This is a genomic window from Mycobacterium innocens (genome assembly GCF_900566055.1).
Taxonomy (GTDB): domain Bacteria; phylum Actinomycetota; class Actinomycetes; order Mycobacteriales; family Mycobacteriaceae; genus Mycobacterium; species Mycobacterium innocens.
The window spans coordinates 12,995-33,932 of sequence record NZ_UPHQ01000063.1 but is presented as its reverse complement, the minus strand read 5'-3'; the positions used below and the strand labels follow the sequence as shown (position 1 = coordinate 33,932).

The 20,938-nt window shown below is 67.0% G+C and carries 11 protein-coding genes; 4 read left to right on the top strand and 7 right to left on the bottom strand.

Annotated features, from left to right (window positions below; all coding sequences use genetic code 11):
- The first annotated feature begins 24 nt into the window (after positions 1-24).
- Positions 25-2,742 (top strand): MMPL family transporter, encoded by a 2,718-nt coding sequence (locus tag EET03_RS07935; protein WP_075541932.1) that lies wholly within the window; start codon positions 25-27, stop codon positions 2,740-2,742.
- A gap of 34 nt (positions 2,743-2,776) precedes the next feature.
- Here EET03_RS07935 and EET03_RS07930 read toward each other — a convergent pair whose 3' ends face one another.
- From EET03_RS07930 to EET03_RS07905, 6 genes are all read right to left on the bottom strand, one after another.
- Positions 2,777-3,472, bottom strand: coding sequence for an LppX_LprAFG lipoprotein (locus EET03_RS07930; protein WP_063472560.1), 696 nt, complete (start codon positions 3,470-3,472; stop codon positions 2,777-2,779).
- 331 nt (positions 3,473-3,803) lie between these two features.
- Positions 3,804-10,160: a type I polyketide synthase gene (locus tag EET03_RS07925; protein ID WP_099194358.1), complete on the bottom strand. Its 6,357-nt coding sequence runs from the start codon at positions 10,158-10,160 to the stop codon at positions 3,804-3,806.
- A 16-nt stretch (positions 10,161-10,176) separates the two neighbouring features.
- A complete protein-coding gene (locus tag EET03_RS07920; RefSeq protein WP_075541917.1) occupies positions 10,177-12,297 on the bottom strand; it encodes a p-hydroxybenzoic acid--AMP ligase FadD22 in 2,121 nt (706 codons plus the stop codon).
- Between the two features lie 15 nt (positions 12,298-12,312).
- Positions 12,313-12,903, bottom strand: a complete 591-nt coding sequence (locus EET03_RS07915; protein WP_075541916.1) for a chorismate--pyruvate lyase family protein — start codon at positions 12,901-12,903, stop codon at positions 12,313-12,315.
- 43 nt (positions 12,904-12,946) lie between these two features.
- Positions 12,947-14,695, bottom strand: coding sequence for an AMP-binding protein (locus EET03_RS07910; RefSeq protein ID WP_099194357.1), 1,749 nt, complete (start codon positions 14,693-14,695; stop codon positions 12,947-12,949).
- A 288-nt stretch (positions 14,696-14,983) separates the two neighbouring features.
- Entirely contained in the window at positions 14,984-16,159 is a 1,176-nt protein-coding gene (locus EET03_RS07905; protein ID WP_244232279.1) for an LLM class flavin-dependent oxidoreductase, read from the bottom strand.
- A gap of 205 nt (positions 16,160-16,364) precedes the next feature.
- On the opposite strand from EET03_RS07905, the gene EET03_RS07900 reads away from it, so the two are divergent.
- Together EET03_RS07900 and EET03_RS07895 are read left to right on the top strand one after the other, a co-directional pair.
- Entirely contained in the window at positions 16,365-17,177 is an 813-nt protein-coding gene (locus EET03_RS07900) for a phthiotriol/phenolphthiotriol dimycocerosates methyltransferase (protein WP_063472556.1), read from the top strand.
- A gap of 54 nt (positions 17,178-17,231) precedes the next feature.
- The gene (locus EET03_RS07895) at positions 17,232-18,488 is read left to right on the top strand and encodes a saccharopine dehydrogenase family protein (RefSeq protein ID WP_075541914.1); all 1,257 of its coding nucleotides are present in this window, start codon (positions 17,232-17,234) and stop codon (positions 18,486-18,488) included.
- Positions 18,489-18,508: 20 nt separating this feature from the next.
- On the opposite strand, the gene EET03_RS07890 is transcribed toward EET03_RS07895, so the two are convergent.
- A complete protein-coding gene (locus EET03_RS07890) occupies positions 18,509-19,861 on the bottom strand; it encodes a condensation domain-containing protein (RefSeq protein ID WP_099194060.1) in 1,353 nt (450 codons plus the stop codon).
- A gap of 329 nt (positions 19,862-20,190) precedes the next feature.
- Between EET03_RS07890 and EET03_RS07885 the strand changes: the two genes are divergently transcribed.
- Entirely contained in the window at positions 20,191-20,922 is a 732-nt protein-coding gene (locus EET03_RS07885; protein WP_063471065.1) for an FkbM family methyltransferase, read from the top strand.
- Positions 20,923-20,938 lie beyond the last annotated feature (16 nt).

The following is a 20,938-nucleotide window of genomic DNA, read 5'->3' as shown; positions in this document are numbered from 1 at the left end:
ACCGGCGTCAGTACGATCGCGAGGGTGCCAGGCGACGAGAGCCATAGGCGATCTCGGCTCGCCGCTCTACTTGTCGTCGCCGCCTGGATTGCGGCAGCGGCGATCGCGAATGTGGTTCTTGCGCTGACGCACGCGGAACCCGGCGATACCGCCTCGGCGCTGCTGCCCCCGGACGCCAAGGTAGCGGCAGCCACCAGCCGGATCGCGCAGTGGTTCCCGGGCAGCGGCACCAACGCCATCGCCTACCTGGTGGTGGACGGCCGCGACCAGCTCGGGCCGGCCGACCAGCATTACTACGACGCCGCGGTGAGCGCACTGCGCGCCGACACCGCCCACGTCGGATCGGTCCTCGACTGGTGGTCGGACCCCCTTACCGCGCCGCTGGGAACCAGCCCCGACGGCCGCTCCGGGGTCGCGATGGTATGGCTGGTGGGCGAGGTCGGTAGCGACAAAGCGCACGAATCGCTCGATGCCGCCCGAGCGGTGGTGCGCAAGCTACCGCCGAGTCCGGGGCTTCGCGCCCGCATGGTGGGCCCGAAGACCATCAACCACATCCCGCTGCGCATGCAGGCGTGGCAGGGCGCGGCGATCGCGGCCGCCGCGGCGGTGCTCGCCGTGCTGCTCCTGCTGCGCTTGCGAGCCTCCCCGCGTTCGGTCGCGATGGTGCTGCTGGCCACCGGACTCTCGCTGACAGTGGGGTGGCCGCTCGCCGCGATGGTGCCGCGAAGCAGCTCGGCGCTGACGGTGTTTTCCGGGACCCTGGCCTTCGTCTTGACGATCGCCACAATGACCGCAGCCACCCTGCTGGCTGCCCGGCTCAGTCCCGACGGCAGTGTTGCGGTGACGGACCGGCGCGCATACCGCGACCTGCTGCCCGGGCTGGCCCTGCCCGGAGCGTGTGTCGCACTGGTGACCGGCCCGCTGCTGCTTGCCCAGACGCCGGCGCTGCGCAGCGTCGGGACCGCGGCGCCGGACGTCGTGGTGGCACTTGCGGTTTCGTTGACACTTCTGCCTATCTTGCTCGGCTTCGCCGGGCCTCGGGGGCTGTCGGTGCCGCGGACCGGCGGTGTCGGCTGGGCAGGCCGGTTGCCAAAACCAGGCTTCGCCAATCCCGTTGCCGTGGCTGCCGTGGTGCTGGCGATCTGCGCGCTACCCGTCATCGGCATGCGGTGCGGTATCGGCGAATCCCGGGCTAACCCGCCCGGGACCAGCGCCGCCCGACTGCTGCCCGGAAATCTCCTGCCCGACGTGGTGGTGGTCAACTCCGCTGCGGACCTTCGCCAGCCGGCAGGGCTCATCGCCATCGATCAGCTCAGCCACCGGCTGATGGAGATTCCCGGGGTGCGCAAGGTGGAGTCGGCCGCATGGCCGGCCGGTGTCCCGTGGGCCGACGCCTCGCTCACCTCCGCCGCGGGCAAACTCTCCGACCAGCTGAACCGGGGGGCCGGGTCGTTCATGCCGCAGCTGAACGCCATCAAGTCCCTGGGAGCCACGATCGATCAGGTCAGCGCCGCAGTCGACGAGCTGGACAACAGTGTGAGAATCGGTCTCGCCGGGGCGAATCAGATACAGCAGAACATCAACCGCGTCCTCTCTGTCACGCAGAACCTCCGGGGCAGAGCTGCGGAAGTTTCGCAATACCTGAACCCGTTCCGGGACTTGATCACCGGCGGCGCGTATTGTCCCGACGAGCAACTGTGCTCGGTCGCGCGCCAGGTCGTGGGACCCCTTGACAGGGTGGTCGCCGACGTGACCGCGCTGACCAACGGCGCCGATCGCATGGCCGCGGTGTCGAGCCAAACGATGGGCGCCTTCGCCTCGACACCGCACGTGGTGTCGGAAATGCGGTCGACGCTGGGCCAGCTGCGCTCCTTCGTCCCAAAGCTCGAATCGAGTATCCAAGAAATCCTGCCGCAACTCGTGCAGGTGTCGGCGTTCCTGAAGAACATCAGCGTCGATTTCGCCGATACCGGCGAGGGCGGCTTCCACCTCACCCGCAAGGAACTGGCGGATCCGTCGTATCAGCACGTGCGGCAATCGATGTTCTCGCCAGACGGCACGGCGACCCGGCTGTTCGTCTATTCCGAGGGGAACGGTCTGGACCTCGGTGCGGCGGCCCGTGTGCCGTCGCTCCAACTAGCCGCGGGGGCGGCGATGAAGTACGGAAGCCTCGTCGACAGTCAGATCACGGTCGCCGGGGCCGCGCAAGTAGCCGCAGCCGTCCGCGGTGCCCTCACCCATGACGCCGTGCTGCTGGCCGTGACGATGCTCGCGGTGGCAGCCCTGATCGGCCTGTGGCGCGGCGCGGTCACCGGACTGGCGGCCGGCCTGGTGGTGGCGGCGTCCTACCTTGCCGCGCTGGGGATTTCGGTGGTGCTGTGGCAACACCTACTGGATCGCGAGCTGCAGGCCGCGGTTCCGCTGGTGTCGTTCGCCATCCTCGCCGCAGTCGGCGTCCCGCGTCTCGTCGCCACTCTTCTCGCCACCGAGCCTGCGGGGACCGTGACGCTCCCGAGCGCCGTGGCCCCGCTCACCGGCCTTGGTGCCGTTTTCGCCGGCGGCCTGCTGTTGGTGTCGGCAGCTTCCCCCGGCGCTCTCACCCAGCTCGGTACCGTTGTGCTGATCGGGCTGGGCGTGCTGACCGCGGCGGTACGCGTGTGCATCCCGGCCGTGATCCGCAGGAACCGCACTCCGCGACCGACCGAGCAGCCGCCGGCCGTCGAGCCCGCAACGGACAGCTGAAACATGTTGGCCCCCAGCGTTGCTAGTCGACTTACTAGTCGACGTTGAGGGGTTCGTTCCATTTCGACAGGGTCAGCTCGACCGCCCCGGACCCGATGTCGATGTTTGCCCGCACGAGGCGGTGCGAACCGTCCGAGGCGATCCACACGGTCGCCGGCCTTGGCTGCCTGGCTGCAGGATCCAACATCTTGACGGTGTCCGTCGGGACGGTACCGCTGATCTTGGTGGTGGGAATTCCGTCGATCACCTCCGAGCCTTGCGACTGCAGATTGGTGATACCCGAGAGCACCTTCGCCACCCCGTTGCTGGGATCAACCACCCGTGAGGCTGCCAACTCGGAGACGGAGCCCAGGTTGGTCCAGTCATCGAACAGCTTCACCGAGATGTTGTCGTCCTTGGTGCGAAACGGGACGTCCGGCTGGCCCTGGTAGGTGCACACGCCTTTCGCGGCGAGCGGATTGGCCCGGACGTCGACGTCGGCGCTGGTGATACCGAGCAAACTGTCGACTTTCCCGGACGTTCGAATCGCCAGGTGCACGCTCGTCAAGGCCTTTGTCACCTCGAGCGACTGCTTGACCTCGGCCACCAGTGCGGGGTCGCTCGTCGTGGTGACCGAACTGTGCGCCTCGGATTCGGGTTTGTCAGCGGCGCAGCCGGGTAGCCACAGCATCAGCCCGGCGGCCACCGCCACCACCAGGGCGAAAGTCGCCGGCGGTTTCCGATCGTTCATTGCTCATCCTCTCGATGATGCTTCGCCGAACCGCTCGCGACGCGTGCGGCACCGACCCAACACACAGACCAGTCAAGCCACCACAGCGCAGCAAGGCAGCGACGACGTTCACCGGTTTGGCGCCCTGTCCCGGCCCTCTCCGGCCCCCGTGATCCGCCGTGTGTCGGCTTATCAACCCAGCCGACTATAGGTTCGGTGCGTCCACACTAGCCCGGCGCGGTACCGCCCGGGCGGCAGTCGCCAACCCGGCGTCCGAACGGCACGACGGGCCATCGGCACCCGGGTGCTGACGGGCCGATGCCGCGACCCTGCCGGTGCCGGCCGGACCGTGCTACGCATGGACCGACACCTTCTCTTCGTCCTCTTCGTCGCGTTCGGCATGCGGTGACTGGTCACCATTGGACTCGGGACGGATTTGCCGGGCGATGTAGTCGGCGACAGCGGTCGGGGTGGGGTGGTCCAAGATCACGGTGGGCGGCAGGGTCAGCCCGGTGGCGTTCTTCAGACGGTTGCGTAGCTCGACGGCGGTCAGCGAGTCGAAGCCCAGGTCTTGGAACCCGCTGTCGGGGTCGATGTCCTCGGGAGCGGGACGACCCAGCACCGCCGCGGCCTGCGCCCGCACGATCTTTACCAGCAGGCCCTGTTGCTCGTCGGGGGCCAGCCCGTGGAGGCGTTGGGCGAGCGCCGACTTCGATTGGGTGGCATCTGCGGTGTCGTCGATTTGGCGTCGCCGGGGGCGGCGGGCGAGCCCGCTGAACAATGCCGGCAATCCGCCGGCCTGGGCCCGGGCGTTGAGTGCGGCCCGGTCCAGGCGGGTCGCGACCATGACGGGGTGATCGATCGTCAGCGCGGCGTCAAACAACTCCAGCGCCTGCTCCGGGCTCATGGCGACCAGCCCGCTACGGCTCATCCGGGCCAGATCACGCTCACTCAAATGGGCGGTGATGGCGCTGGTTTGCTCCCACAACCCCCACGCCAGCGATGTTCCCGCCAGGCCCGCGGCCTGCCGGTGAGCGGCCAATCCGTCCAGGAACGCGTTCGCCGCCGAGTAGTTGCCCTGCCCCGGAGAGCCCACTGTTGCCGCGATCGAGGAGCACAGCACAAACGTCGACATATCCAGACCCCGGGTGGCCTCGTGCAGGTTCCAGGCCGCGTCCACCTTGGCCCGCAATACCGTGTCGATCCGGTCCGGTGTCAGCGAGCTGATCACCGCGTCGTCGACCACCCCGGCGGCGTGAATCACCCCGCGCACCGGCGGCCACTCCGCCGCAAGCTGCGTGAACAAGCCTGCGACCGCGTTCCGATCGGCCACGTCGCAGGCCACCACCTGCACCCGGGCACCCGCGTCCGCCAACTCGGCGGCCAGCTCGGCCGCGCCCGCGGCGCGATCGCCGCGCCGACTGGCCAGCACCACATGACGCACCCCGTAGGCGCTGACCAGGTGGCGGGCCAGTACCGCACCGACCATCCCGGTGGCACCGGTGATCAGCACGGTGCCGTCGGCGAGCCCGTCGGCCAACGCCGAGGGCATGGTCAACACCACCTTGCCGATGTGGCGGGCCTGGCTCATGAACCGGAATGCCGCCGGCGCGCAGCGCACATCCCAGGTGGTGACCGGCAGCCGATGCAGCACCTGGGTGTCGAACAGCTCCTTCACCTCACGAAGCATCGCCTGCATGCGCACCGGACCGGCCTCCGACAGGTCAAACGCCCGATACCGCACGCCCGGATAGTTGGCGGCGATCTTCTGCGGATCGCGGATATCGGTCTTGCCCATCTCGAGGAACCGCCCGCCGCGGACCAGCAAACGCAGCGAAGCGTCCACGAACTCGCCGGCCAGCGAGTCGAGCACCACGTCGACCCCGCGGCCTTCGGTGACCGCCAAGAACTTTTCCTCGAACTCACAGGTGCGGGAATCGCCGATATGGTCGTCGTCGAACCCCATGGCGCGCAACGTGTCCCATTTGCCGCGGCTGGCGGTGACGAAGACTTCCACTCCCCAGTGGCGAGCCAGCTGCACCGCCGCCATGCCCACGCCGCCGGTGCCGGCGTGGATGAGCACCGATTCGCCCCCCTTGATCTCGGCCAGGTCCGACAACCCGAACAAAGCCGTCAAGAACACCACCGGCACAGCCGCGGCCTCCGCGAACGACCAGCCGCGGGGTGCCCGGACAACCAGTTGCTGGTCCACCACCGCCAGCGGGCCGGCACCACCCAGGAAGCCCATCACCGCGTCGCCGACGGCCACACCGTTTACCTCGGGACCGGTCTCGATCACCACTCCGGCGCCTTCGGCACCCAGCGGTGGCGCCTGGCCCGGATACATCCCCAACGCGGCCACCACATCGCGGAAATTGACCCCGACAGCCGCCACGGCCACCCGCACCTGCCCCGCCTGCAGCGGTGCCCGGGCCTCCGGGTAGGGCTGGATCACCAAATCCTCCAGGGTCCCGCCGCCACCGGCGGCCAACCGCCACGCCTCTTCGGCGGGCAGCGCGAGCAGCGGCGGCGCCGGGGCCAGCCGGGCGTTGTGCACCACGCCGCCGCGCACCACCAGTTGGGGTTCGCCGACGGCGGCCAGCGCCACAGCATCCACTCCCTGATCCACCGGTGCGTCGGTGTCGACCAACACGATCCGGCCGGGTTGTTCGGCCTGTGCCGAACGAACCAGACCCCACACCGCTGCGGCAGCCAGATCGCTGACATCCTCACCGGGCAGTCCCACGGCGCCGCGGGTCAGCACCACCAAGGTGCCGGCCCGGTCGGTTCCCAGCCAGGACTGCACCACCTGCAAGGCGGCGTGGGTGGCCGCATATGTCGAGCGCACCGCATCCGCGTCGGCAGAACCGCACTCCCACACCACCACGGCGGCATCGCCGGCCCCGGAGCCATTGCCGTTGGCGCTCGCCGGCATATCCGCATCAGCGGCGCAATAGTCCTCCCAAGACAGCACCGACAGCATCGCGGGTTGGTCAGAGTCTTCAATGCTATTGTGGTTCAACGGCATTGGTGACCAGACCACTTCCAGCGGTCCCTGGTCCGGCCCGCGGCCGGCCGCGTTCACCGCGGCCCGTAACTGCTCGGCCGTCGTCGCCCGGGTCACCAGGGCGCCGACCGTCAGCACCGGCAGCCCCTCGGCATCGGCGATCTCGACCGAAATCGCATCGGCACCTGCCGAGGCGAGACGGGCCCGTACCCGCCCGGCGCCGCCGGCGTGCAGCGACACCCCGCGCCAGCAGAACGGCAGCATCGTCTCGGTGGTCTCGATAGCCAGTCCCAGGGCATGCAGCACCGCGTCCAGCACGGCCGGGTGCATCCCCATCCCCTCGACCGCCACCCCGTGCTGCGCGGGAGCAACCACCTCGGCGAACAGCTCCGACTCGCGCCGCCAGACCGCCACCAGCCCCTGGAATGCCTTGCCGTAGGCATAACCGCGGGCGGCCAACCGTTCGTACCCGTCGGAAATATCGACAATCTCGGCACCCTCCGGCGGCCACACCGACAAGTCCGCCGAGGCCTGCGCGGGGCTCTCCCCGAGGGTGCCCATGGCATGCAGCAACCATTCGCCGTCGCAGTGGTCACCACGGGAATACACCGACACCGCCCGGGTTCCCGCATCGTCGGCGGCGCCGACCACCACCTGCACCTTGACCCCGGCGCCAGGGTGCATCACCAGCGGCGCGGCCAGGATCAGCTCGTCGATGACCGCACAGCCGACCTCGTCGGCGGCGCGGATGACCAACTCCACAAAACCCGCCCCGGGGAAGAGCACCACCCCGCCGACGACATGATCGGCCAGCCACGGTTGATCGGCCAACGACAACCGGCCCGTCAATACCACTCCGTCGGAGTCGGGCCGCTCGACCACCGCACCCAGCAATGCGTGTTCGGTCGGGCCCAGACCCAGACCGACCGCGTCGGCGGGCCCGTCCCCGCCCGGCGTCTCCCAAAACCGCCGCCGCTGAAAGGCATACGTGGGCAAGTCGACCCGCCGCCCACCCGAGCCGGCGAACACCGCCGGCCAATCCACCGGCACACCAGTGCTGAACAACTGGCCGGCCGCACCCAGCGCAGCGGCTAATTCGGGACGGTCTTTGCCGAGCATCGACACCACGACCGCCTCAGCCGGGGCCAACGACTGCTCGACGGAGCTCGTCAAACCACTGCCGGGACCTACCTCGATGAAGTGCGTCGTGCCGAGCTGCTGTACATGGCGCGCGCTGTCGGCAAAACGCACCGGCCGCCGGACATGGTCGACCCAATACGGCGCTGACCCGAAATCACCTGTGGCGCTGGCCAATTCGCCCGTCACGTTCGACACCAGGCCGATTTGCGGCGTCCGCGGCTCGAACCGGGCCGCAATCCGCGTGAACTCGTCGAGCATCGGCTCCATCAGCGGCGAATGAAAAGCATGCGACACCGCCAACCGGTGCACCCGCCGGCCCTGCTCGATAAAGCGATCCGCAATCGTGCTCACGGCGGCCGCGGCGCCGGAGATGGTCACCGATCCGGGCGCATTGATCGCGGCGATACCCACCCCCTCGCCCAGCAACGGCATCACCTCGTCTTCGGAAGCGGCCACCGCCACCATCGCCCCACCCGCCGGCAGCGCCTGCATCAACCGCCCCCGCGCCACAACCAACGTTGCCGCGTCCGCCAGCGTCAACACCCCGGCCACGTACGCCGCCGACAGCTCCCCCACCGAGTGGCCCATCACGAAATCGGGCTGCACACCCCAGCGCCGCAACACCGCGAACAAGGCCACCTCGACCGCGAACAGCGCCGGCTGAGCAAACTCGGTGGTATCCAGCAACGCCGCATCGCTACCCCAGACAACTTCGCGCAGCGGCAATCTCAGATGCTGATCCAACTCATCGGCCACTTCGTCGAATGCTTCGGCGAATATTGGCAGCCGCTCGTACAACTCGCGGCCCATCCCGAGGCGCTGGGAGCCCTGCCCGGGAAACACCACCACCGTCTTGCCCACCGGACCCGCTTGACCCACCGTGACGCCGGCGCCCGGGTCACCATCGGCCACGCTGGTCAACCCCGCGATCAACGCCTGCCGGTCGGCGCCGACCACCACGGCTCGATGCTCGAACACCGACCGGCCGGCAAGCGTGCACCCCACGTCGAGCGGATCCAATCCCGGGTCGGCCTGCACATGGGCGGCCAACCGGCTCGCCTGGGCCGTCAACGCCTCAGCCGATCTCGCCGACACCACCCACGGCACCACCGACACCCGCTGTCCGCCCCCGGTGGTTTGGTCCGTCGCGACCGGGGCCGGCGCGGGAGCCTGCTCCAGGATCACGTGGGCGTTGGTGCCGCTGATCCCGAACGAGGACACTCCGGCCCGGCGCGGACGCCCGTCAACCGGCCAGTCCCGGGCCTCGGTCAACACCGACACCGCGCCGCTTTCCCAATCCACCCGCGGCGAAGGCGCATCCACGTGCAGCGTCGCCGGCATCAGGCCACGCCGCATCGCCTGCACCATCTTGATAACCCCGGCCACCCCCGCCGCGGCCTGGGTATGACCCATGTTCGACTTGATCGAACCCACCCACAACGGCCGCTCCGCAGGACGGCCTCGCCCGTACGTGGCCAACAACGCATTCGCTTCGATGGGGTCACCCAACGTGGTGGCCGTCCCGTGGGCCTCCACCACGTCCACGTCTGCCGTGGTCAACCCGGCGCTGCCCAACGCCGCCCGAATGACCCGCTGCTGGGCCAGCCCGTTGGGCGCGGTCAAGCCATTGGACGCGCCGTCCTGATTGATGGCGCTACCGCGCACCACCGCCAGCACCGAGTGCCCCAACCGCAGCGCATCCGAGAGCCGCTCGAGGACCACCACGCCGGCGCCCTCACCCCAGCCCGTCCCGTCGGCCGCCGCGGCGAACGCCTTGCAGCGACCGTCGGCCGCCAGCCCCCGCTGCCGACTGAATCCGACGAAGATCGACGGCAGCCCCATCACCGTCACCCCGCCGGCCAATGCCAAGTCGCACTCTCCCGAGCGCAACGACGCCATCGCCCAGTGGATGGCCACCAACGACGAGGAGCATGCGGTGTCCACCGACACCGCCGGGCCTTCCAGCCCCAACACGTAGGAAACCCGACCCGAGGCCACGCTGACCGCCGTGCCGGTCAACCCGTACCCTTGCAGCCCCCCGGTTTCCTTGCTGCCATAACTCGGCGCGAAGATCCCGGTGAACACCCCGGTCGCCGACCCCCGCAACGACAGCGGGTCAATTCCCGCGTGCTCCAACGCCTCCCACGAAACCTCCAGCATCAATCGCTGCTGGGGATCCATCGCCAACACCTCGCCGGGGGCGATCCCGAAAAACCCGGCGTCAAAACCCGCGGCATCGTCTAAGAACGCGCCCCAGCGCGTATAGGTCTTGCCCTCGGCATCGGGATCCGGATCGAACAACCCCTCCACATCCCAGCCGCGATCCGTCGGAAACTCCGAGACCAGATCCCGACCCTCGGCGACCACCTCCCACAACTTCTCCGCTGAATCGACCCCGCCCGGAAAGCGACACCCGATCCCCACCACCGCCACCGGTTCGGTGGCCCGCTGTTCGTAATCCCGCAGCCGTGCGCGTGCCTCATCGAGCTCGACAGCAACCTTTTTCAGATAGCGGAAGAGCTTTTCGCTCTGCTGGTCGGCACCTTCCATGCTCGTCGTCATCGCCACTTGCTCCTCTTCATGATTCGCCCAACTCCGAATCGATCAGCTGGAAAATTTCGTCGGGAGTCGAGGCGTCCTGGATCCGTTTGCCCAACCGATCCCCGGCGTCGGTGATGGTGCCGAGGATGGCGCGCAAACGGTCGGCCACGCGCTGCTTTTCGCCGTCCCCGATCGTCAGCACCAGCTCATCGATCCTTGTCAATTCCTCGTCGACTCGCCCCTTCGCGTCGATATTCGCCGGCAGGGTCACGGCCACCCGGCCTGCCTGCCGGTCCCCACCGGACAGTTCAGCCTCCAAATACTGGGCCAGTCCCGATATCGATCCGTAGTCCCACCCGACCGTTTCCGGCAGCCGCAGGCCGGTAGCCGCGGCCAGCCGATGGCAAAGTACGACCGTCATCTGGGAGTCAAAACCCAGCTCGGAGAACGCAAGATCCCGACTGAGCGACTGCGGATCCGGCTCACCCAGCATCTTGGCGGCCTCGGCAGACACCGCCTCCAGCACCAGCCGGTGACGCTCCTGCTGCAACGCGGCCAGGCGTTCCTTCAGCGTCACCTCGCCGGCATGCCCGGCGACGGTCCGCCCGGCAGCCGGGCGGTTGTCGAGCTGTGGGTCAGCGTCAGGTCGGGGCTGGACCGACGAGAGTTCCCAGATCGGTTTCGCCGGGCTCTCGGCACGAAGCGCGCTCCGCAACAACTTTCCGTTGGCGGTCCGGGGAAGCCGCTCCACGACGGCGAGTCTGTGCGGCACCTTGAATGCGGACAGTCTGGCAAGCAACCCCCGGTGGATGTCGCGCATCACCGATTCGTCGATGACCGCGTGGCCTGCCGGCACCAGAAATGCCTGCAGTGCCGACGCGCCGGTGGACTCCTTCACTCCGACAACCGCGACCTCAGCCACCGCGTCGTGCTCGACCACGAGTCGTTCGACTTCCCGCGGATTGACGTTGACGGCTCCGACGATTTCCGTGTCGTCCGCGCGGCAACGGTACGAAATCCAACCCGCTGCGTCGACGCGGACGGTGTCGCGGGTGTCGAGCCACCCGTCATCCTCCAGGATCGGATCGGGACAATTCCAGTAGCCGGTCGCGATCGATGGTCCGCGGACCCATAGGTTTCCGTCCACCCCGGGTTCTGCGGGTGCGCCATCCGGTCCGAGTACACGAATCTCGTAGGGCAGAAGAACCTTTCCCAGAGTTCCCGGACGCCATTCGTCGACGGTATTCGAGACGAAGGTCTGCCCCACCTCCGTCGATCCAATTCCGTCAAGAATGGGGATACCGTCGAAGAATTCGATGAGCCGCTCGGCAAGTCCCATGTCGAGGGCCTCGCCCGCTGACACGATGCACCGGAGCGTCCGAAAAGACTCGGAAGAACAGGTGTCGACGACTCTGGCAAAGAAATTCGGCACGCCGTAGAGCACGGACGGCTCGAATCTCTCGCACAGCGTGGCTGCCATTTCCGCACCCACCGGCAATGGATTGATGACCGCGGAACCGCCTGTCGCAAGGGGGAACCAGACCGAATTACCCAGGCCATAGGCGAAATACATGCGTGCGGTACTCAGCCCCGTGTCGTGGGCCGTGAGCCGCAGCGCCTGGTGACACATGGCGTCAACAAATGTCAACGGGTCGGCGTGCCGATGGATGGCCGCTTTCGGCGGCCCCGTGGTACCCGAGGTGTAGGTCGCGTATGCGTCAGCATCGCCCCCGAGCCGCTCGTATTCTGCGGGCTCGGCCCGCGCCGCCGCCGACAACAGCTCGGCGGCATCGATCACGCGCGACGGGCGAAACCGGCCGCACAACGGGCCGGAGGTGACGACCAGCGCCGGCTCGGTTTCGCGCTCCAGAAACGCGTGGTCGTCGCGATGCAACTCCGGATTCGCCAGAAACGCCATGACGCCACGAGCCAGGCACGCCAGCAAGAGCTGCACCAGCTCCGGTGAATCCGGAAGGCACAACAGGACGCGATCCCCGGTGCCGAGGCCGCGGTGTCGCAGCACGTGCGCAAGCCGCGCGGCGCCGTCATGGATTTGACCGTGTGTGACGATCTCCGGCGCATAGTAGGCGGGCCGGTCGTACCATCCCGATTCCGATGCCCGCTCAGCCAGGAACCCTGCCAGGTTGCCATTCCGCATTAGTGGGTGACCGCCCTAGCGCGCCGCAGTGATGACATTCGAAAACTGGCGGCAATCGGCTTCTTCATGCGGGACATCTTGGAATACGGTGCGGAGGAAATACTCGGTGATGAGAATGATCGGCTGCCCGCCGGACAAAATGCGGTAGCGGCGCGCGACGGTTCTCCGGCGCGAATGCTGGTATCCGTCGAGAGCGAGCCAGCGGGGCGAGGCTCCGACCCAGACTTTGGCCGACTCCTTGAATGTCTCGATATAACTGGCTGCCATAACCTCGCCAATCGGATGATCCGTCCTGGTCAATCGCGCCACTATTTCGGCGGGCAGCAGATCAATGGCGACCAACGACTCCGCGGCCACGAACACGTTGCCTGAATTCCGGCCCTTGAGCAGGATATTACGTTGCAGAACCCGGCTCTCCGCCGATTGGCCGAGCCCGACCATTTTGGGTGCGGCCCGCCGAATATGTTGATTGACAATCTGCACGACGATCTCTTCGTTGGCCACCACGTTGAGAATCCGGGTCAGGGTGCCATTGGTTGCGATGAGTATCCGAAGATCGCGATCGAGGTTTCGGATCTCTTCATCAGATAGCGTGCAGTCGGTCATATTCCATGTCTCGGGTAACGCGCAAACCCCCATACGTGTGCCGTCATGCGGCACCGTCCACGCGGGTGAATTCCTGGTTCAGGTAGCGCTCGACGCAGGTTGAACGTCGGACCTTACCGCTGGTGGTGACGGGAATCGAGCCCGGAGCCACCATAACGACATCCGCGACACGTACCCGGTGTAAACGCGATATCGCGGACGTGACGTCGCGTTTGACCGTGCGGAGCCTATCCGATGCCGCGTCGTCGGGGTGACCCCACGTCGTGACCTCGATGATGGTGACCAGCTGCTCGGTGCGGTCGTCGGGCACCGCTATCGCCACCACCCGGCCGCCGGTGATCTCCTGGATCGTCGCCTCGATGTCGTCGGGATAGTGGTTGGACCCATCCACCACCAACAGATCCTTGATACGGCCGGTGATGAACAGTTCGTCCTCGAACATGACGCCCAGATCTCCGGTCCGCAGCCACGGACCGACCGGCGTGCCGGCCGAGGGATCGACGAGCTTTGCCCCGAAGGTTCGCTCGGTGAGCTCGGGGTTTCGCCAATAGCCCATGGCGACGTTGTCGCCCTGCACCCAAATCTCGCCGACGGTTCCCTCGCGAGTCTCGGTCCTGGTGTCGGGGTCGACGATCCGCACGGTGGATGCCCGCGGCGTACCGTAACTGACCAGCTTGGCGCCCTCATCGCCGTCGCTCTCGCAGCGTTTCGCCCGGCCGGCCGCCAAATGCTGGTAGTCGAAACAGACAGTCTTGGGCGGGCGTCCCGGTCCGGCGGTCGCCACGTACACCGTCGCCTCGGCGAGCCCGTATGAGGGTCGGATCGCGGTCTGGCTGAGGTTGAACTTGGCGAACCGGTCAATGAAACGCCGGACCGTGGCGGGGTTTACGCGTTCGGCGCCGGTGGCGATCGCCCGCACGTGCCCGAGATCGAGACCGGCCATATCGTCATCGGACGTTCGACGCACGGCCAAGTCGAAGCCGAAATTCGGTGCGCTGGAAATCTGTCCACGATGTCTGCCCAGCAATTGCATCCAGCGGGCCGGCCGCTGCAGAAATGCCATTGGGCTCAGCAAGACTGCGGTGTCCTGGTTGATCATCGGGAGAATGACGCCCAACATCAAGCCCATGTCGTGATAGAACGGCAGCCACGACACCGCAGTGGACGGAACCTTTTCCGTGTCCCCGAGGTAATCGGACATCAGCTGTACGCAATTGCTGATGACGTTCTTGTGCGACAGGACAACACCGGCCGGCGAGCGGGTCGACCCCGACGTGTACTGGATGTAGGCCGTGCCCGGACGCGCGGGCGCGGCGGGGGCCAGTTCCCGCGGCGAGTCCAGGTCCAGCGAGTCGATCGCGACGACGACCGGTTCCCGGCCCTGCGGGGCGCGCGCATGCGGCACATACTTGACGACCTCGTCGACGGCCGACGACGTCGTCAGAATGACCGTCGGCAGGGAATCCCGCAGGGCCGCGGAAATTCGTTCGTCGTGGATGCCGAACTGCGGTACCGGCAGCGGAACGGCGATCAGACCGGCCTGCAGCGCGCCCAGGAAGGCAACGATGTATTCGAGGCCCTGCGGGGCCAATATCGCAACCCGATCACCGCTCGACCCGCAGATCCTCAGCTCGTCCGCCACGATCGTCGCGCGCCGATAGACCTGCCACCAGGTGAGGGTTTCGGTGAATCCCTTCGGATCTGCCTCGTAGTCGATGAACTTGTACGCGGCACGGTTGGGGTACTGGCTGGCTGCCTTCTGCAGCAGATCAGTGAGCGATGATTCGCTCATCGCGAATCGCGTTGCGGTCCCGTTCGGCGGTTGCACCGCTTGCGGATCCGTGATCCGTTCGGTTTGCGTTGCCACCTCGCCCCCAGCCTGAAATGACAAGTTCGTCTGCATGATCATCCTTCGGCTCTTCGGAAGAGAGTACGGACGTTTTGCTGCCGTGTCCTTCGAATCGGAATCGGCGCATATACGGCTCGTAGATTGCCCGGAGGCGCAATGCCACGTCGATGAGGCCCCACGACAATAACAGGTCTGGGCCACTGTGCCCGCGGCGCAGAATTAACCCGATGGTCAGCGGCGCTTGGGCGAGCTGACACCCAGCTTCCTGAGCCCGCGCAGCACCTTGGCGTGCGGCAGGCTCGCCGCGACCGCCTTGCGCAGGCTGGGGTTGACCAGACTGCCGTTGATCACCAGCAGGTACTCGAGGCCGTGATCGCGCCATTGGGCTACTTGGTCGACGACTTCCTCCGGGGTGCCGCTGAAGACAACCTCTTTCATGAGCGCCGGCGGGACTTTCGCGGTGTATGACAAGACCGTCTGCTCGTCCATGGTTTGGGGAATTACATCCTGGACCCCGGCGAAGTCGGCTCCCATCGGATGCTCGACACCGTGGCGGGCCCAGGCGGTACCGGGCACCCCCAGCGCGGTCATCTTCACGACGACAGAGTCCAGCGCCTCCTCGACGTCGTCGCGATCTCGGCCGGTGATCACGCCGCGCACCGCCGACGCGATGATCGACATCGGGTCACGACCGGCGTCGGACGCCGCGGTGCGCACGGCTTCGAGCGCCTTGCGGTAGTCGCCGGGACGCACCAGCACAATCGGAACCCAGGCATCGGCGTAGCGTCCGGTTGCCCGCAGCATCCGCGGACCGTGCGCGGCGACCCAGATTTCCGGCCATTTTCCCCGGTATGGTGGCAGCTCGAACGCGGCGTTATGCAGCGGAAAGTACGCCGATTCGCGCGAGACAAGCTCCCCGTTCGAATTCCACAACGCGCGTATTGTGGCCAGCGCTTCTTCAAACCGCGCCACCGGTCTGGTCCACTCCACGCCGTAGGGCTCGTTGCCTTCACGTTCCCCGACACCGATGCCAAGGATGGCGTTGCCCCGGGTAAGCAGCTGCAGGGTCGCGGCGGCCTGGGCCGTGACCGCCGGGTTGCGGCGACCGGCGTCGGTCACGCATATGCCGAGCCGCAACCGCTTGGGCCTGCCGTAGGCGAGGTTTCCCAGCATCGTCCACGGTTCGTAGTTCGCGTCGACGCTGGGCACCAGTTTCGCCGCGATTCCCAGATATTCGGGCGTCGCGATCGAGCGCGGCACCAGCCCGTTCAGATGGTCGCCCACCCAATAGGAATCGGCGCCGGTCAGCGTGGCCGCCACCATACTGGACCGCGCCAGCCAGCCGGGCCGAAACCGCGAGTGCACCAGCGAATCGACAAAGCCGAAACGAAATCCGCCCCTGCTCACTGCTCGCATTCCGCGCTGTTGATCACTGACATGCCGGGGAGGCTACCTCAGCAGGCCGCTTCCGGCGGGCCGGCCGGCGACGTCGGACCGGCAGCGCCGGGCCAGGCAACGGGTCGCGCCAGCGGCTCAGGGCTCATCGCGGCGCCGGCTCTGCATTTCCCGCAACGGGCTCGCTCATCTTCGGCGTCTGCCATACTGCTTGCCCATGCCATTCAGTCCCACCCACAGCCTGCTTGCCCGCGTCGGGAGTACCCCGATCTACAAGCGAGTTTGGCGGTTCTGGTATCCGCTGATGACGCGCGGGCTCGGTGCCGACGAAATCGTGTTCATCAACTGGGCCTATGAGGAAGATCCGCCGATGGCCCTGCCGCTGGAAGAATCCGACGAGCCCAACCGAGCCCACATCAACCTGTACCACCGCACCGCGACCCAGGCGGACTTGAAGGGCAAACGGGTGCTGGAGGTCAGTTGCGGCCACGGCGGCGGAGCCTCCTACCTGACACGCACCTTGGCGCCGGCCTCGTACACGGCGCTCGACTTGAACCCGGCCGGTATCAGACTTTGCCAGAAGCGACACCACCTGCCTGGTCTCGATTTCGTGCGAGGCGACGCCGAAAACCTGCCCTTCGACGACGAATCCTTCGACGTGGTTCTCAATGTCGAAGCCTCGCACTGCTATCCGCACTTCCGGCGTTTCCTCGCCGAGGTGGTGCGGGTGCTGCGGCCGGGAGGGTACTTCGCCTACGCCGACCTGCGCCCCAGCAACGAGATCCCCGACTGGGAAGCCGATCTGGCCGGCGCCCCGCTGCGGCAACTGTCGCAGCGGGAGATCAACGCCGAGGTCTTGCGGGGCATCGAAAGGAATTCGCAGAAGTCACGGGAGCTGGTCGAACGCCATCTGCCGGCCTTCCTTCGTTTCGCTGGCCGGGAATACATCGGCGTACAAGGCACCCAGCTGTCCCGTTACCTGGAAAGCGGCGACATTTCCTACCGGATGTACTGCTTCGTCAAGGACTGAGGCGGCCAACCGCCCGGCCCAGGGGCGCAGCGATGCTCGGGTAGTGTCACCCGGATGAGTCCGGCCGAACGCGAGTTCGACATCGTCGTGTATGGCGCCACCGGCTTCTCGGGCACGTTGACCGCCGAACACCTCGCGCGCGCCGGGTCGAGCGCACGGATTGCGCTGGCCGGCCGCTCCAGCGAACGGCTGCGCTCCGTGCGGGAAACGTTGGCCCCGACCGCCCGTGACTGGCCGCTGATCGTCGCCGACGCGTTACAACCGGCGACGCTCGAGGCAATGGCCACCCGGACCCGGGTGGTGCTGACCACCGTCGGCCCCTACACCCGTTACGGCCTGCCGCTGGTGGCGGCCTGCGCCAAGGCCGGAACCGACTATGCCGACTTGACCGGCGAACTGATGTTCTGCCGCAACAGCATCGACCTGTACCACAAGCAAGCCGCCGACACCGGCGCCCGGATAGTGCTAGCCTGCGGATTCGATTCGGTGCCTTCGGATTTGAGTGTCTATCTGCTGTACCGCCGGACGATCGAAGACGGCACGGGTGAACTCTGCGACACCCACCTGGTGCTCCGCTCATTCTCCCAGCGCTGGGTCTCCGGCGGCTCGGTTGCAACGTATTCCGAGGCGATGCGCACCGCATCCAGTGACCCGGACGCCCACCGGCTGGTCAATGACCCGTATACGCTGACCACCGATCGCGGCGCCGAACCCGAACTGGGTCCGCAGCCGGATTTTCCCCGGCGCCGCGGACGCGACCTGGCGCCCGAACTTGCCGGCTTCTGGACGGGCGGGTTCGTGCAGGGCCCATTCAACACCCGGATTGTCCGTCGTAGCAACGCATTACAGGACTGGGCCTATGGCCGGCGGTTCCGCTACTCGGAGACCATGAGTCTGGGACGGTCGTTCGCGGCGCCGGTCGCATCCGCCGTCGTCACCGGCGCCGTCGCGGGCGCCATCGGTTTGGCCAACCGGTACTTCAGTCGACTGCCCCGCCGGTTGGTGGAGCGCATCACGCCGAAACCGGGCAGCGGTCCAAGCCGCAAATCCCGGGAGCGCGGCCACTATCGATTCGAGACGTACACCACCACCACGACCGGTGCCCGTTACCTGGCGACATTCGAGCACGATGTCGACGCTTACCAGTCGACCGCGGTGTTGCTCGGCGAAAGTGGTCTGGCACTTGCGCTCGATCGCGACAGGCTTTCCGAATTGCGGGGCGTCCTTACCCCGGCGGCGGCAATGGGCGATGCACTGCTGGCACGTCTGCCGGGTGCCGGGGTTTCGATGGGGACGACCCGGCTGAACTGACGCCGACCCGGGTGGGACGCCTACCGCGCCCCGCCGACCGGCTCGGGGCATCCCCAGCCCATCGTGCCGACGAGCGAGAACTCCGACAGTGTGCTCGAAAGGTCTTGGCGCAAGTCGTCATTCGAGTTGGACCGGCCCGGCTGATAGGCGAGGACCGACACGAAGACCTCGGCAGGCGTTCGTCCCGACAGCAATCCCAGATATCCGCCGCTGCGGTCCATGACCGATGTGCCCACCCCCCAGGAACCCGTTACGGCGAAATGGTCGGCGTCCGTTCCATCCGGCCGGCAGGCGGCCGGGTCGACCACCCCGATGTTGGATGAGACATTGCCGGCCGCCACGCCGACCGTTCGCCGGACCAGCCACCGCGGCAACAGCGGCACCAGGGGCAGCAGCACCGACTGCTCGCTGGGGAGCTGCTGACGGCGGATCAGCGCTTTCTTTGTGGCGCCGCGGATCTGGCGCAGGTCCGTCGCCGCGGAAGCGGGGTCGACGCTGATGTCGACCTTGGTGACCGCGTTGGCGCGGGTATCACCGGTGATACGTTGGCTGACGGGCATACCCACGGTGACCGAGCCGTCCGCGGTGACCCGTCCCAATCGCTGGGCCAGGCGGACCGCCAATCCGGCGAGCAGGGTGTTGCTGGTCCCTCCCAGTGACTCTGCCCGGGCATCCCATTCTTCGGCATCGACCAAAATCGTCGCCGCCGGGAGCATGATGGTTCGGTCGGCTCCCGACAGCGATGCGACGGTCCTGATACCTCGCGGCGCCGCCGCCTCCGGATGGCCACGGTTACGCCGGGCCGACCGTGCTGCGTCGACGACGGCGCGGGCGATACCCGGGATGTCACGCACGGCTTGGCCGGCGTCTTCGCGCAACGCTTCCCAGCGCCGGCGTGACCCGGCTGCCGGCCAGCTGATCTGCTCGTCGCGGCCGCAGGCCGCGTCCGCCACCGCCTCGCACAGCCCGACGGCATCGGTGAGGCAATGGGAGATGACCAAACTGACGCCCGCGCCGCCGCCGACGAACGGGTGCACCGCGAGTCGCCATTCGGGTCCCCGCTCGGCGTCCAGGGGCGCGCTGGCCTGCTCGTTGACCCAGGCGTCGAATTCTTCACGAGGTCGCGGCACCGCGACGATCTCGAGGTCGGTCGGGCCGTTGGACGAAACCCAGCGATGACGGCCGAACGGCAGGGGTGAGCATTCGATTCGGCGGGCCAACCGTCCCCGCCGCAGATGGTGATGAAACTGCCGCAGCCGATCGATGTCGACGTCGCGGTTGTACACCCAGACACATTGCAGCACGTTGACGGTTCCGGTCGCTCGCTCGGCGGCAAAGAACGTCTGGTCGAGTAGATCGACCACGTTGCTCATGGCGACAAGTCCCTTCGGTTTAGCCGCACCCGGTCCGAGCCGGTTCTTACCGCCCTGGCGGTCGCCGCACGGAAGCCCAAGAACCACACCATGATTAAGCGATGCGCGGGCGGCTCCACGCCGCGTGATGCGGTATCGCCAACTCGAGGGCAAGCTCGCCAGCTCCTCGCGTTGCCGGGGTGTAGTCTAGCGCGCCTTGCCGCTCGAGCTGTTCGCCATCAACGGGGTCATCGCCCTTCGCCGTTCGTCGACAACGAACCCGATCACCGGCCGCGCACCCCCGGCTCCGGCCGGGCGGGTCAGGCCGACGGGCATGTTAGTGTCACACGGTGCATTTGTCGGACCTTGCTCGATTCATCGTGCGCAGCGCTGCCTTCGAGGTGCCGCGCCGTTATTCCGAGCGGGACCTGAGGCACCAGTTCGTAAAACAACTCGAATTGCGTCGGGTCGATGTCGTTTTCGATGTCGGAGCCAACACAGGGCAATACGCCAAAGGCCTCCGCCGAGCGGGATACAAGAGCCGCATCGTCTCGTTCGAACCGCTATCCCGGCCATTTACCACTTTGGAAAGAAAAGCGGCAACCGATCCGCTTTGGGATTGCCGGCAGTGTGCGCTGGGCGATGCCGACGGGACGGTCTTGGTCAATGTCGCCGGAAACGCCGGTCAAAGCAGTTCGGTGTTGCCCATGCTGACGCGTCACCAGGAGGCCTTTCCGCCGGCCAACTATGTCGGCACCGAGGAGGCGCCGATTCACCGACTGGATTCCGTGGCGCCGGAATTTCTCCGGCCTAACGGTGCGGCGTTTCTCAAGGTCGACGTGCAGGGATTTGAAAAACAGGTACTCGACGGTGGTAAGTCGACGGTCAACGACCATTGTGTCGGGATGCAACTCGAACTCTCCTTCGCACCGTTGTACGAAGGCGGCATGCTCATTCCGGAAGCACTCGATCTGCTGTATTCGTTGGGCTTCACATTGACCGGTTTACTGCCCTGTTTCATTGACGCGCGTAATGGTCGAATGTTACAGGCCGACGGCATCTTCTTCCGCGATGCCAATTGACGGGAACCGCTACGCG

Coding starts and splice junctions, on each gene's coding strand:
- EET03_RS07930 (WP_063472560.1), bottom strand. CDS start 3,472: ATGAACGATCGGAAACCGCCGGCGACTTTCGCCCTGGTGGTGGCGGTG.
- EET03_RS07925 (WP_099194358.1), bottom strand. CDS start 10,160: ATGACGACGAGCATGGAAGGTGCCGACCAGCAGAGCGAAAAGCTCTTC.
- EET03_RS07920 (WP_075541917.1), bottom strand. CDS start 12,297: ATGCGGAATGGCAACCTGGCAGGGTTCCTGGCTGAGCGGGCATCGGAA.
- EET03_RS07915 (WP_075541916.1), bottom strand. CDS start 12,903: ATGACCGACTGCACGCTATCTGATGAAGAGATCCGAAACCTCGATCGC.
- EET03_RS07910 (WP_099194357.1), bottom strand. CDS start 14,695: ATGAGCGAATCATCGCTCACTGATCTGCTGCAGAAGGCAGCCAGCCAG.
- EET03_RS07900 (WP_063472556.1), top strand. CDS start 16,365: ATGCCATTCAGTCCCACCCACAGCCTGCTTGCCCGCGTCGGGAGTACC.
- EET03_RS07895 (WP_075541914.1), top strand. CDS start 17,232: ATGAGTCCGGCCGAACGCGAGTTCGACATCGTCGTGTATGGCGCCACC.
- EET03_RS07890 (WP_099194060.1), bottom strand. CDS start 19,861: ATGAGCAACGTGGTCGATCTACTCGACCAGACGTTCTTTGCCGCCGAG.